13 protein-coding genes and 1 riboswitch are annotated in these 12,482 nt (G+C 75.2%); of the genes, 10 read left to right on the top strand and 3 right to left on the bottom strand.

The annotated features are described in order from the left end of the window. Positions 1–54: 54 nt before the first annotated feature. Together CYJ76_RS00425 and CYJ76_RS00420 are read right to left on the bottom strand one after the other, a co-directional pair. Entirely contained in the window at positions 55–807 is a 753-nt protein-coding gene (locus tag CYJ76_RS00425) for an alpha/beta fold hydrolase (RefSeq protein WP_101848916.1), read from the bottom strand. Position 808: 1 nt separating this feature from the next. After that, a complete protein-coding gene (locus tag CYJ76_RS00420; protein WP_070705995.1) occupies positions 809–1,624 on the bottom strand; it encodes a DinB family protein in 816 nt (271 codons plus the stop codon). Positions 1,625–1,685: 61 nt separating this feature from the next. Between CYJ76_RS00420 and CYJ76_RS00415 the strand changes: the two genes are divergently transcribed. The 4 genes from CYJ76_RS00415 to CYJ76_RS00400 all read left to right on the top strand — a co-directional run bounded on the left by CYJ76_RS00415 (position 1,686) and on the right by CYJ76_RS00400 (position 6,078). Next, complete coding sequence (locus CYJ76_RS00415; protein WP_101848915.1) at positions 1,686–2,714, top strand: helix-turn-helix transcriptional regulator; 1,029 nt, start codon at positions 1,686–1,688, stop codon at positions 2,712–2,714. A gap of 18 nt (positions 2,715–2,732) precedes the next feature. Next, complete coding sequence (locus CYJ76_RS13035; RefSeq protein WP_070705991.1) at positions 2,733–3,788, top strand: DUF2207 domain-containing protein; 1,056 nt, start codon at positions 2,733–2,735, stop codon at positions 3,786–3,788. A 74-nt stretch (positions 3,789–3,862) separates the two neighbouring features. Next, positions 3,863–4,504 (top strand): TetR/AcrR family transcriptional regulator, encoded by a 642-nt coding sequence (locus CYJ76_RS00405; RefSeq protein ID WP_101848914.1) that lies wholly within the window; start codon positions 3,863–3,865, stop codon positions 4,502–4,504. After that, the gene (locus tag CYJ76_RS00400) at positions 4,501–6,078 is read left to right on the top strand and encodes an MDR family MFS transporter (protein WP_101848913.1); all 1,578 of its coding nucleotides are present in this window, start codon (positions 4,501–4,503) and stop codon (positions 6,076–6,078) included. Before CYJ76_RS00405 ends, CYJ76_RS00400 begins: the two co-directional genes overlap by 4 nt. A gap of 97 nt (positions 6,079–6,175) precedes the next feature. On the opposite strand, the gene CYJ76_RS00395 is transcribed toward CYJ76_RS00400, so the two are convergent. After that, the gene (locus tag CYJ76_RS00395) at positions 6,176–6,973 is read right to left on the bottom strand and encodes an alpha/beta fold hydrolase (protein ID WP_101848912.1); all 798 of its coding nucleotides are present in this window, start codon (positions 6,971–6,973) and stop codon (positions 6,176–6,178) included. A gap of 55 nt (positions 6,974–7,028) precedes the next feature. Here CYJ76_RS00395 and CYJ76_RS00390 point away from each other — a divergent pair, with 55 nt between their 5' ends. The 6 genes from CYJ76_RS00390 to CYJ76_RS00365 all read left to right on the top strand — a co-directional run bounded on the left by CYJ76_RS00390 (position 7,029) and on the right by CYJ76_RS00365 (position 12,474). Further along, positions 7,029–7,757, top strand: a complete 729-nt coding sequence (locus CYJ76_RS00390) for a glutamine amidotransferase (RefSeq protein ID WP_101848911.1) — start codon at positions 7,029–7,031, stop codon at positions 7,755–7,757. Continuing rightward, the gene (locus CYJ76_RS00385; RefSeq protein ID WP_414467266.1) at positions 7,757–8,956 is read left to right on the top strand and encodes a methyltransferase domain-containing protein; all 1,200 of its coding nucleotides are present in this window, start codon (positions 7,757–7,759) and stop codon (positions 8,954–8,956) included. The genes CYJ76_RS00390 and CYJ76_RS00385 overlap by 1 nt, the downstream gene beginning before the upstream one ends. 12 nt (positions 8,957–8,968) lie before the next feature. Beyond that, positions 8,969–9,053, top strand: a riboswitch (TPP riboswitch). Between the two features lie 4 nt (positions 9,054–9,057). Continuing rightward, positions 9,058–10,236, top strand: a complete 1,179-nt coding sequence (locus tag CYJ76_RS00380) for an FAD-dependent oxidoreductase (RefSeq protein WP_101848910.1) — start codon at positions 9,058–9,060, stop codon at positions 10,234–10,236. Beyond that, positions 10,233–10,448 (top strand): sulfur carrier protein ThiS, encoded by a 216-nt coding sequence (gene thiS / locus CYJ76_RS00375; protein ID WP_070706105.1) that lies wholly within the window; start codon positions 10,233–10,235, stop codon positions 10,446–10,448. Before CYJ76_RS00380 ends, thiS begins: the two co-directional genes overlap by 4 nt. Further along, positions 10,445–11,338: a thiazole synthase gene (locus CYJ76_RS00370; RefSeq protein ID WP_101848909.1), complete on the top strand. Its 894-nt coding sequence runs from the start codon at positions 10,445–10,447 to the stop codon at positions 11,336–11,338. The genes thiS and CYJ76_RS00370 overlap by 4 nt, the downstream gene beginning before the upstream one ends. Continuing rightward, the gene (locus tag CYJ76_RS00365) at positions 11,335–12,474 is read left to right on the top strand and encodes a HesA/MoeB/ThiF family protein (protein ID WP_202820440.1); all 1,140 of its coding nucleotides are present in this window, start codon (positions 11,335–11,337) and stop codon (positions 12,472–12,474) included. Before CYJ76_RS00370 ends, CYJ76_RS00365 begins: the two co-directional genes overlap by 4 nt. Positions 12,475–12,482: the final 8 nt, after the last annotated feature.

Below are 12,482 nucleotides of genomic sequence, written 5' to 3'. Positions count from 1 at the left end.
GCAGCGGCCCCTCGACCGAGTGGTCGAGGGGCCGCTGCGTGCGTGTGGCGGCGCTCAGCGGCGGACGGCCTCCACGAGGGCGTCGCCCAGCACCTGCGGCGCAGAGACCATGGGCCAGTGCCCGGTGTCGATGTCGATGAAGTCCACCTGCGCCCCGGCGAGCTCGGGCATCGGGTCGGCGGCCTGCCACTGGCGCACCTGCTCGGGGGTGAACTCGGGGCACACCAGGGTGATGGGCACGTCGAAGCGCGCCTCGTCGGTGTACTCCACCACGGCCTCGGCCACGCCCTGCGGCACTGGGATGGCGCGGTCCAGGAGGTCGGCCTTGGCGGCCTCGTCCAGGTCGTCGGAGTCCGGGCCGGCGAAGGGCTCCCACCCAGGGTGCGCCATCACCCCGTCCTCGATGGGGAAGAAGGCGGCGTACTGCTCCCCGCCGGTGCTGGGGACGCCGCCCACGAGCACCACGCGCCGCACGGCGCCCGGGCGGCGGTCGGCCGCCATCCACGCCAGCGTGCACGCGGCCGAGTGCCCGACCACCACCACCGGCCCGTCGGGGCTCGTGGCGTCGATGGTGGCCAGGACGGCCCCCAGCTGGTCGTCGAGGGTGACGCCCTCGGGGTCGGGCGCGGTGGTGCTGGCCCCCGGCAGTGCTACCACCTGGGCGCGCAGGTCCGCCGCCTCGAGCAGCAGGAGCAGGGCGTCCCACGCGTGCTCGTCGAGCCACAGCCCGCCGAGCAGCAGCACGGTGGTGCCGGTGGGCGCCTCGGCGGGGTCGGGGACGTCCGTGGACGGGGTGGGTGCGGTCATGTCAGGGCTCCTGGGAGGTCGGTGGGGTGGTGGGGTCGGCAGAGGTCGAGACGCCGGTGAGGGCGTCGAGGTCACGCTCGGCGAACAGCCGGTGCTCGTACTCCTCCATGAGCAGCACGTGCACCGCCTCGGCCACCGGCAGGTCCTCCACCTGCGGCCACCCGGGCTCGGCGCGCGTGACGGTGCCGGCGAGCGCCGCATCGTCGAGCGGTCGCAGGGCCGCCCGCACCTGCTCGCAGCGCTGGGACCGTTCGGCCAGCACCTCGCCCAGGCCCGGGCGGGCGTCACGCACCGGGGTGAACCCCTCGATGGCGGGCGCCTCGTCCCACGGCAGGTCCAACGGCGCGTAGGGGTCGGGCTCGCCGCGCAGCACGCGCTGGGCCCACGCCGCGTTCTTGAAGTTGAGGTGGCGCAGCGTCTGCACGAAGGACCACTCGCCGTCCACGCTGGCGTGCAGCTGGTCCCCGGGCAGGGTGCGGGCGCGCTCGATGGTGCCTTCCCACAGCTCCTCCAACCGGGCCCACGCGGCGCGGATGCCGTCGGGGTCAGTGGCGAACAGCAGGGCCCGGTCCGGGTCGCGGCGGTTCAGCTCGGCGTCGATGAGGGGCGCCACGTCCACCCCGTTGATGACGAGGTCGAACACGTCGCAGTCGATGCGGGTGTGCACGATCGCCCCTCCGCGGATGCGGGCGCCCTCCATGAGCAGCCCGCGGATGTCGGCGCCGCTGGCGTCGACCTTGGTCATGCTGGCCCCGGCCACCCGGACGTGCTGGAGGGTGGCCCCGCTGAGGTCGACTCCGTCGACGTGCTCGTCCATGCCCCCACGCTAGGGCCCTTCCCGGACGGTTCACGTCCGCGAAGTCTGCGAGAGTGGTCCCGTGCCCGATGCCTCAGCGCGCCCCACCCATCCCGGCCCTGCCTCGGACTCCCCCACCGTCCGGGCCCTGCGCGCCCTGGACCTCCTGCAGCGTCGACCCGGCGTCACGGCCTCCGAGCTGGCCGAGCACCTGGGGGTCAGCGAACGCGCCGTGCGCCGCACCATCGCCACCCTGCGGGAGGCGGACGTGCCGGTGGGCGCCACGAGCGGCCCCGGCGGCGGCTACCGGCTGGGATGCGGCGTGCGCCTGCCGCCGGTGGTGTTCAGCCAGACCGAGGCGCTCTCCCTGGTGATGGCCGTGGTCGACGGCCGCCACGAGGCCCGCGACGAGACCCAGCCGGTGGGCGCGGCGCTGGCCAAGCTGCTGCGCGCCATGCCGGATGCCGTGTCCCAGGAGGCGACCGCGGTGCGCGACCTGGCCGGCTCCACCCCGGACCGCCGGGCCGCCCGCCCGGACCCGGCCGTGGTGAGCCTGCTCGTGGGCGCCGTGGCCACCACGCACTGCGTGGAGCTGGACTACCGCACGGAGTCCGGGCGGGTGCTGCGCGACGTGGTGGAACCGCACGCCGTGGTGGCCCGCCACGGGCGCTGGTACCTGCTGTGCCACGCCCGGCGGGTGGACGCTGTGCGCGCCTACCGCCTCGACCGCGTGACCGCGGCGCAGGTGGCCACCGAACGGTTCACCCCGCCGGCCGAGATCGACCCCGTCGCCGCCCTCGAGGAGCACCTGGGCCGCGGGTGGCGGTACCCCACGGCCGTGCTGGTCCACGCCCCGCGCCAGGAGGTGGCCCCCTGGGTGGGCGGCTCGTGGGGCGAGCTCACCGACCACCCGCAAGGCTGCCTGCTCCGGGGCACCACCCAGAACCCGGCCATGTACGCCGGGGAGTACCTGGCCCGCCTGCCGTTCGCGTTCACCGTGCTGGAGGGCCCCGAGCTGGCCGAGGCGGTGCGGGAGCTGGCCGGGCGACTCGCCGCGGCGGTGGGCGACGCCGCCGGACCTCCGACCCGGGGTGCGTCCCTGCGTGCCTGACCCTGCACACTCGGGGGGATGGACTGGATCCCGACGATCGTCGCCCTGCTCGTGGTGGTCCTGGTGGAGTGGCTCGTGCGCTCCCGGGACGGAGCCGCCACCCGCCCCGACGCCACCGTGCCGCCCCACGTGGTCCTCGCCTCCCCGCCCCCACCGCTCACGCCCCTCGAGGCGGCACTGCTGCTGCCCCGGGGCCGCCGGGGCGTGGTGGGTGAGGTGGTGGACCTCTCCCGGCGCGGCGTGGTGGACGTGCGGCGCGGCACCTCTGGCCAGCACGAGGTCGTCGCCCGTGACCTCATCCGCCCGGTACCGGCCACCACGGGCGCGGTGGTACGCGCCCTGTTCGGCGACCCGCCGAAGGCCGTGGTCATGCCCGGCACCGACCGCTCGGCACAGCGCCGGCTGCGGCGCGTGACACGCCAGGTACGTCGCGACCTGCGCCAGCGGGGCCTGCTGCGTCGTACCTGGTGGCCCCTGGCCACGCCCCTGACCGTGCTGGGGGCAGCCGTGGTCGTGTCCCTGGCGCCGGAGCCCTTCTCCGTCCCCCTCTTCGGCCTGCTGGTGCTGCTCGCAGGATTCCTGCTGATCTCCCGCCTCGGGGGTGCCCCGCGCCTCACGCCGGCCGGACGGGAACAGGTGCGCCACCTGCGGGCGCTCGACGAGGCGCTGTCCGACCCCGGCGCAGGAGGGGGCATGTCCCTCGGGTGGTCCGCCTCCGCCTCGGCGGCGGCCGCCCTCGTGCCGCTGGCGGTGGTGCTCGGCCACCACGCCCGGGCGGCGGACGAGCTGGAGGCACAGCTCGGCCTCGCCCGGCAGGCCGGCGGGGACGGCGGCGTGGTGTCCGGTGGCTCCACGGACGGGTCCGACCACGACGACCCGGCATGGATGGGCGACACCTCCTGGCTGCACGAGGCGTGGGCCGGGGACGCGGTCGCCGGGTGGGGCGGGCTGGACGCCTTCGTCGAGTCCGGCTCGACCGACGGCGGATGGGGTGACGCCGGCGGTTCCTCCGACGGTGGGGGCGGCGACGGTGGTGGCGACGGCGGCGGCGACGGTGGGGGTGGAGGTGACTGACCCACCGCATTGGTGAGGCATCACTCACATTCCTGCACCCGTGCAGACCTTGCACTCATGCAAGAATTGCACCCATGCCCTCCTCCACCCCTCCCAACGATCCGGCGGGACCCACCTCGCTGCGCGAACGGCGCCGCCGGGAGACCTGGGCGGCCCTGCACCGCGCCGCCGCCGAGGCCGCCCTCTCCGGCGACGCCACGGCCTCGAGCGTGGAGGCCATCGCGGCCACCGCCGGCGTCTCCACCCGCACCTTCTTCAACTACTTCACGTCCAAGGACGAGGCGGTCTACGGCTACACCGAGCCGCACGTCCCCACCGAGGCGCTCGAGCGCATGGGCCCCTCCGGCGACCCGGTGGCCCAGGCCACGGAGCTGCTGCTGGCCACCATGCGCACCTCCACCCCGGAGGGCACCCCGGCCCTGCGCAAGCAGCTGATCCAGACCAACCCCGCCCTGGGGCGCTTCCGCCTCCAGGCACTGGCCCGCTCCGAGGACCTCGTCATCGAGGCCCTGGAGTCCCGGTTCGCCGACGACCCCCGCCTGGCCGACGCACCCGGCGGCCCGGCCCACGCCCTGCGCATGTGGGCCAGCCTCGCCGGCGCCGTGCTGCGTCACGCCACCACCGACCCCGACCACGTGCCCGGCGAGGCCCTCACTCCCGCCGCGGTGCGCCGCAGCATCGACCTGTTCCACCACCTGCTCAGGAGCCCCGAGTGACAGCGACCCGCTACACGCCCCCCGCCGAGAAGACCCCCACCGAGAACCCAGCGACCGGCCCGGCCCCCGGGGCCACGGCCAGCCGCGAGGAGAACTCGCGCCACATCGGCTGGATCTTCGCGGCCCTGGTCCTGGCGATGCTGCTGGCCGCCCTCAACCAGACCGTGCTCTCCACGGCGCTGCCCACCATCGTCGGCGAGCTCGACGGCGTGAACCAGATGCAGTGGGTCATCACCGCCTACATCCTGGCCAGCACCATCATGATGCCGGTCTACGGCAAGCTCGGTGACCTCATCGGCCGCAAGCCGCTGCTCATCGCGGCCATCACCACCTTCGTGGCCGGCTCCGTCATCGGCGCCCTGGCCCAGGACATGCCCTGGCTCATCGTGTCCCGCGTGGTGCAGGGCCTCGGCGGTGGCGGGCTGATGATCCTCTCGCAGGCGATCATCGCCGACGTGGTGCCGCCGCGTGAGCGCGGCCGCTACATGGGCGTCATGGGTGGCGTCTTCGCCCTGGCCTCGGTGGCCGGCCCGCTGCTCGGTGGCTGGTTCACCGAGGGCCCCGGCTGGCGCTGGGCGTTCTGGATGAGCCTGCCGCTGGGTGCCATCGCGCTCTTCGGCGCCGTCAGCTTCCTCAAGCTGCCCCACACCCCCGCCAAGGTCTCCATCGACTGGGCCGGCATGGTCGTGGCCGCGCTGGCCACCACCGGCCTCATCCTCACCGTCACCTGGGGCGGCCACACCTACGCGTGGGACTCCTGGCAGATCCTCTGGCTGATCGCCGGCACCATGGTGGCCTGGGTGCTGCTGGTGCTCGTGGAGCGCCGCGCCACCGAGCCGATCCTGCCCATGCACCTGTTCGCCCACCGCAACTTCACCCTCTCCACGGTGGCGGGCCTGTTCATCGGCATCGCGATGTTCGGCGCCCTGGGCTACATGCCCACCTACCTGCAGATGGCCTACGGCAAGTCCGCCACGGTGGCCGGCCTGCTCATGATCCCGATGATGGGCGCCATGCTCGCCACGTCGGTCTGGGCGGGCAACCGCGTGAGCCGCACCGGCAGCTACAAGACGCTGCCCATCGTCGGCTCGGCCATCATCTCGGTGGGTCTGTGGCTGCTCTCCCTGCTGGAGGTCGGTGACCCGCTGTGGCACGTGTGCGCCGCGCTCGCGGTGCTGGGCGTGGGTCTGGGCCTGTCGATGCAGATCCTCGTGCTGGTGGTGCAGAACGCCTTCCCGCTGCGCGAGGTGGGCACCGCGACGGCCGCCAACAACTTCTTCCGCCAGATCGGCGCCACCCTCGGGTCGGCGCTCGTGGGCTCGCTGTTCACCCAGCGCCTGCACGACCTGGTGGCCGAGCGGCTGCCGATGAAGCCCGGCCAGGGCGGTGGTGCGGAGTCCTCGCTGACGCCCGACCGCATCCAGCACCTGCCGGGCCCGATCCGCGAGGTCATCGTGGGTGCGTACTCCGACGCGCTGACGCCGATCTACCTGTGGCTGGTGCCCTGTGGCCTCATCGCCACCGTGCTGCTGTGCTTCATCCGCGAGGACGAGCTGCGCACCACGCTGGACTGACGGGTCCGACGCCGTAGCCCGGCCCGGACGTGCCCCGGCCCCGCTCCCTGCGACAGGGGGCGGGGCCGGGGCACGCGCGGCGCCGGGTGCCGCCGGTTCAGGTGAGCGTCTCGAGCAGGAAGTTGCGCAGCGTCTGGTGGAAGACCTCCGGCTTCTCCGAGTGCACCCAGTGCCCGGCGCCCTTCACGGTCACCAGCCGCACCTTGGGGAAGAGCTCCTCCATCGCCGGGCGGTACTCCTCCTGCACGTAGTCGGAGTCGCCACCGGCGATCCACAGCACCGGCCCGTCGAACTGGCGCTCGCGCAGCTCCTCGGGGAAGCCCATGACCACCGGCAGGTTCTCCAGCAGCATCGGCAGGTTGGCCTTCCAGCTCCAGCGGTCGCCCTCGGTGCGGGTGAGGTTCTGCAGCAGGAAGGCGCGGGTCGTGTAGTCGGGCACCTGCTCGGCCAGGGCCTCGTCCACCTCCTGGCGGCGCTCCATCGAATCCAGGTCGAGGGCCTGCAGGGAGCCCAGCAGGTGGCTGAACTCGCTCGCGTTCTCGCTGTTCACCGGGGAGATGTCCACCACCACCAGGCGGTCCACCATCTCCGGGAAGAGCAGCGCCACGGCCATGGCCACCTTGCCCCCCATCGAGTGACCCACCACGTTGGCCGCCCCCTCGGGCCAGGTCTCGCGGACGGTGGCCTCCACCGCGCGGGCCATCTCCCGGTAGTCGAACTCCTCGGTGTGCTCCGAGGCGCCGTGGTTGGGCAGGTCGACCAGCAGGGAGCTCGCGTAGTCCTGCAGGTCGCCGGCGACGGTGCGGAAGTTGCGTCCCTGTCCCATGAGGCCGTGGAGGAAGACGATGCGCTCGTCCCCTCCCTCGACGAAGTGGGTGTTCAGGGTGCTGGCCATGGGGGTCTCCTACCGGGTTTTCGAGGGCGTGCACAGTGTGCCGCACAATGGGGCGATGCTCCCCTTCCTCCTGCTGTCCACGCGCGCCGAGGACGACCTGGCCCACCAGGAGCACGAGGCGGTGGCACGCCACATGGGGGTCCCGCCGGAGCGCGTCGTGCAGTGGCGCCTGGAAGCCGGGCCGATGCCGGGGCTGGACCTCGGCCGGTGGGCCGGCGTGATCATCGGCGGCAGCCCGTTCACCGTCTCCGACCCGCCCGGGTCCAAGGACCCCGTGCAACGCCGGGTGGAGGCCGACCTGACCGCGGTGCTCGACGCCGTGGTGGCGGCGGACTTCCCCACCCTGGGCCTCTGCTACGGCATGGGCGTGCTCGGCGTCCACCAGCAGGCCACCGTGGACACCACGCACGGGGAGCAGCTCGCCGCACCGGTCGTCACCCTCACCGAGGCCGGTGCCGACGACCCACTGCTCGAGGGCGTCCCGCGGCAGTTCCGCGCGTGGGTGGGCCACAAGGAGGCCGTCGCCACCCCCTCGTCGGGGATGACCGTGCTGGCCGGCTCCGCGGCCTGCCCCGTGCAGCTGGTCCGCGTGGGCCGACACGTGCGCGCCACCCAGTTCCACCCCGAGCTCGACGCCGAGGGGCTGGCCGCCCGGGTGGCCGTCTACGCCCACCACGGCTACTTCGCCCCCGAGGAGGCGGCCGACATCGTGGCCGCGGCCCGCACCACGGACGTGTCCGCCTCGCACCGCCTGCTCGCCCGCTTCGCCGTGCTGTACGGGTGATGGGCGTGGACCTGCGCTCGACCCCTCCCCTGCACTGCGGCCACTTCTCCGCCGGACGGTGCCGCTCCTGCACGCTCATGGGCACGCCCTACGCCGACCAGCTGGCCGCCAAGGATGCCGCCGTCCGCGAGCGCCTGGGCCCCCTGGTGCCCGACCACGTCTGGCAGGAGCCGCTGCCGAGCGCCGCCGCGGGCTTCCGCAACAAGGCCAAGCTGGTGGTGGGCGGCACCGCGGGTGCGCCCACCCTGGGCATCCTCGACGCGGACGGACGCGGGGTGGACCTGCGCACCTGCGGCCTGCACGAGGCGGCCCTGGCCACCGTGCTGGACCGCCTCGCGCGCTTCGTGACCCGCGCTGCCCTGCCGCCCTACGACGTGGCCCGCCGCCGCGGGGAGCTCAAGCACCTGGTGCTCACCGCCTCCCCCACCGGGGAGCTCATGCTGCGCCTGGTGCTGCGCACCACCGGGCCGTTGGAGCGGGTCCGGGAGCACCTGCCCGGCCTGTTGGCCGACCTGCCGCGGCTGCGGGTGGTGAGCGCCAACATCCACCCCGAGCACAAGGCCACCCTCTCCGGTGCGCAGGAGGTGCCACTCACCGAGGAGACGCTGCTGTCCGTCCCGATGGGGCCGGTGGTGCTCCACGTGGGCCCGGATTCCTTCCTGCAGACCAACACCGCCGTCGCGGCGGCCCTCTACGCGCAGGTGACCGACTGGATCACCGACCGTGGTGCGGCCACGGTGACCGACCTGTACTGCGGCGTGGGCGGGTTCGCGCTGCACGCGGCCGCCGCCGGCATCGAGGCGGTGGGCGTGGAGGTGTCGGCCGATGCGGTGCGCGGCGCGACCCGCGGTGCGCGGGACCTGGCGGGCGTCCCGGGCGCGGCGGGGGCACGCTTCGTGGTGGCCGACGCCTCGGACCCCGCGGCGGTGGTGGCCGCGGCCGGGGCCACGCAGGCCGTGGTGGTCAACCCGCCGCGGCGTGGCCTGGGGCCGGACCTGCCGGTGCTGCTCGACGGCCTCTCGGCCGCCGCGGACCCGGCCACGCCCACGGGCACGCTCGTCTACTCCTCGTGCAACCCCGTCACGCTGGCCACCGACCTGGCGGCGATGCCGCACTGGCAGCCGTTGTCCGCACGGCTGGTGGACATGTTCCCCAACACCGACCACGCCGAGGTGCTGGTGCTGCTGGGCCCGCGTTAGGGTGCTGGCCGAACCACGGGAGCCCTGGAGCCGGGCTGAGAGGGCGAGGCATCGCCGACCGTCGCACCTGATCCGGGTCGTACCGGCGGAGGGAGGTCGGCGTGCACAGCGCCATCCAGCAGCAGCACCAGGGGCCGGCGGACGTCGTCGTGCTCGGCGGCGGACCGGTGGGGGCGGCCACCGCGCGCCTGCTGGCGGCCGACCACCGGGTCGTCCTCGTCGATGCCGGGGAGCACCTCCGTGCCGCGCACCGTGCCGCCGGGATGCTGGCACCCACCAGCGAGTTCCGCACCACCGAGCCGGAGGTGCACGCGCTCGCCCTCGACGCGATGGGGCGCTGGCCCGGTGAGGCCGCCGCGCTCGAGACCGAGACCGGCATCGGTCTGGACCTGCGCACCGCCGGCACCCTCCACGTGGCCCTGGGCGCCGACGACCTGGCCCGCACCACCCACCTGGCCGACGCCGCTCGGGCGGCCGGTCTCGAGGCCGCGCCCCTGGACCGCCGGTCCCTGCGGCGCGCCGAGCCGGGGCTCTCGCGCCGAGTGGCCGGCGGGGTGGCCGTGCAGGGCGACCACCAGGTGGACCCGCGGCGGCTCGTGACGGCGCTGCGGGCCTCCTGCGCCGCCCGCGGGGTGCGGCTGGTCGATGCCGCCGGACGCCTGGCCGACGACGGCTCCGTGGTGCTCGCGGACGGCTGCACGCTGCGGGCCAGCGTGGTGGTGGTCTGCGCCGGGCACCGCACCGACGCCCTGCTGCCCGGTGCCCTGCCACCCACCGGCGTACGCGCCGTGGCCGGCACCGTGCTGCGCCTGCACGGCACCCCCACCGCGCCGGTGCCCAGCCACGTGCTGCGGGGCCGCGTGGACGACCGCGAGGTGTACCTCGTGCCCCGCACCGACGGTGAGCTCGTGGTGGGGGCCACGAGCGTGGAGCGGGGCACCGACGAGCGCGTGCCGGCCGGCGAGGTGCTCGACCTGCTCGGTGACGCCGCCGCGCTCTACCCGGGCGTCCGCGAGATGCACCTGGCCGAGGCGCTCAGCGGCCACCGGCCCACCCTCGCCACACCGGGCCCGCTGCTGCGCGAGCACACGCTGCCCGGCTCCGACGGCCCGGTGCGGGTGGTGCTCTCCACCGGTCACGGCCGGCACGGTGTGTTGCTGTGCCACCGGGCCGCCGCCGCCACCGCCGCCGCGGTGCGCACGTCGGCCCCGTCCGTCGCCCCGACCCCACCAGCCCGTTCGTCCCCGTCCGTCCCGCCCACCCTCGAGGAGGCCTCGTGAGCACGCCCACCACCATCCGGTTCAACGGCACCGAACGCACCGTGCCGCCGGGCACCACCCTGGAGCAGCTGGTCACCGAGGTGCTCGGCCCGGGTCACGCCGGGGTGGCCGCGGCCGTGGGCCAGCAGGTGGTGCCCGCCGGTGCGTGGGGCCTCACGGTGCTCGCCGAGGGTGACCAGGTGGAGCTGCTCACCCCGGTGGCCGGCGGATGAGCACCGAGCCGAGCCCCACCCCGACGACGACCGCTCCCACCGCACCGCCCGGTATCCCCTCGCACACCCCGCTGGAGGACCCGGGCTGGGAGGTGGCCGGCACGCGCCTGACCTCCCGGCTCGTCACCGGCACCGGGGGCGCCACCCACCACACTCTGCTGGCCGACGCGCTGCGCGCCAGCGGTACCGAGGTGACCACCGTGGCCCTGCGCCGCGCCGACCTGGCCGACGGCCCGTCCCTGCTCGGCGTGGTCCGCGACCTGGGCCTGCGGGTGCTGCCCAACACCGCCGGGTGCCAGACCGCCCACGAGGCCGTGCTCACCGCCCGGCTGGGCCGGGAGGCGCTGGGCACCGACTGGGTGAAGCTCGAGGTGGTCATGGACCACGACACGCTGCTGCCCGACCCACTGGAGACCGCCGAGGCTGCCGAGCAGCTCGTGGCCGACGGGTTCACCGTGTGGGCGTACACCTCCGACGACCCGGCGCTGGCCGCGCACTTGGAGGACCTGGGCTGTGCCGCGGTGATGCCCGGCGGCTCCCCCATCGGGTCCGGGCTGGGCGTGCTCAACCCGCACAACATCGCGCTCATCTGCTCGCGGGCAGGGGTTCCGGTGGTGCTGGACGCCGGCATCGGCACTGCGAGCGACGCCGCCCTGGCCATGGAGCTGGGGTGCGACGCCGTGCTGCTGGCCACCGCGGTGCACCGCGCGCACGACCCGGTGACCATGGCCGCCGCCCTGCGCGAGGCCGTGCGGGCCGGCTGGTGGGCGCGGCGGGCCGGGCGCATCCCGCGCCGCGAGCGGGCGCTGGCCAGCAGCACGCTGGAGGGCATGGCGCAGTTCGGCGGTCCCGGGGCGGGCGACGGCGCGGACTGGGAGCCCGAGCAGTGAGCACCGCCCCGGGGCCGGGCCACCGAGCCGCGCCGCTGGACGCCGCCACGAGCCGCCGCTACGTGCGCCAGCTGGCCCTGCCCCAGGTGGGTGCCACCGGCCAGGCCCGGCTGGCGAGCGCCCGCGTGGCCGTCTTGGGCGCCGGCGGGCTCGGCTCCCCCACGCTGCTCTACCTGGCCGGCGCCGGCATCGGGCAGATCACGGTGGTGGACGACGACGTGGTGGACCTGGGCAACCTGCACCGCCAGGTGCTCCACGGCGAGGCCGACCTGGGCCGCCCCAAGGTCGACAGCGCCGCCGACGCGGTGGCCCGCCTCAACGGCACCGTCACCCTGCGCACCGTGCCCACGCGCCTGACGCCGGACAACGCCACCGCCCTGCTGGCCGGGCACGACCTCGTGCTCGACGGCTCGGACTCCTTCGCCGCCCGCGACGCGGTGGACGCCGCCTGCGCCGAGCTGGGTGTGCCGCACGTGTGGGGCGCGGTGAGCGGCACCACAGGCCAGGTGAGCACCTTCGACGCCCGGCGCGGGTGGCGCTATCGCGACCTGTACCCGCCGGCCGAGGAGGTGCGCGGCGCCCCCTCGTGCGCGCGGGGCGGGGTGCTCGGCCCCGTGTGCGGCCTCGTCGCCTCGTGCATGGCCGCCGAGGCGGTGAAGCTGCTGGTCGGGGGCGGCGAGCCACTGCTGGGCCGCCTGCTCGTCGTGGACGCCTGGACGATGGCGGTGAGCACCTACACGCTGCCGCGCGGCGAGGTGCCCACTCCGGGGACCGAGGGCGGCGACGCGGTCGAGGACGCCACGGACGCCGGCCCGGACGGCGCGTGGACCCCGGCGGCCCTGCGCCGCGCGCTGGCCGGCGAGCACCCGCCGGTGGTGGTGGACCTGCGCGACCCGGCCGAGCGCACCGTCGGCATCCTGCCCGGGGCGGTCTTCCTGCCGTTCGAGGAGGTGCTGCGCGGCGACCACGACGCCGCCGTGCACGGCGCGGTGCTGCACTGCGCCAGCGGGATGCGCTCCGGGCTGGCCCGCGACGCGGTGCGTGCCCGCGGCGGTGAGGTGGGGCACCTGGTGGGTGGATGGGACGCGTGGGCCGATCCGGGGCAGACTGGCCGCCGGACCGACCCCGCCACCTGACCCCAGGA

This window comes from Kytococcus schroeteri, from assembly GCF_002847825.1.
GTDB classification, from domain to species: domain Bacteria; phylum Actinomycetota; class Actinomycetes; order Actinomycetales; family Dermatophilaceae; genus Kytococcus; species Kytococcus schroeteri.
The sequence above is the reverse complement of the archived record's forward strand: the minus strand, read 5'-3'. Positions and strand labels throughout refer to the sequence as shown.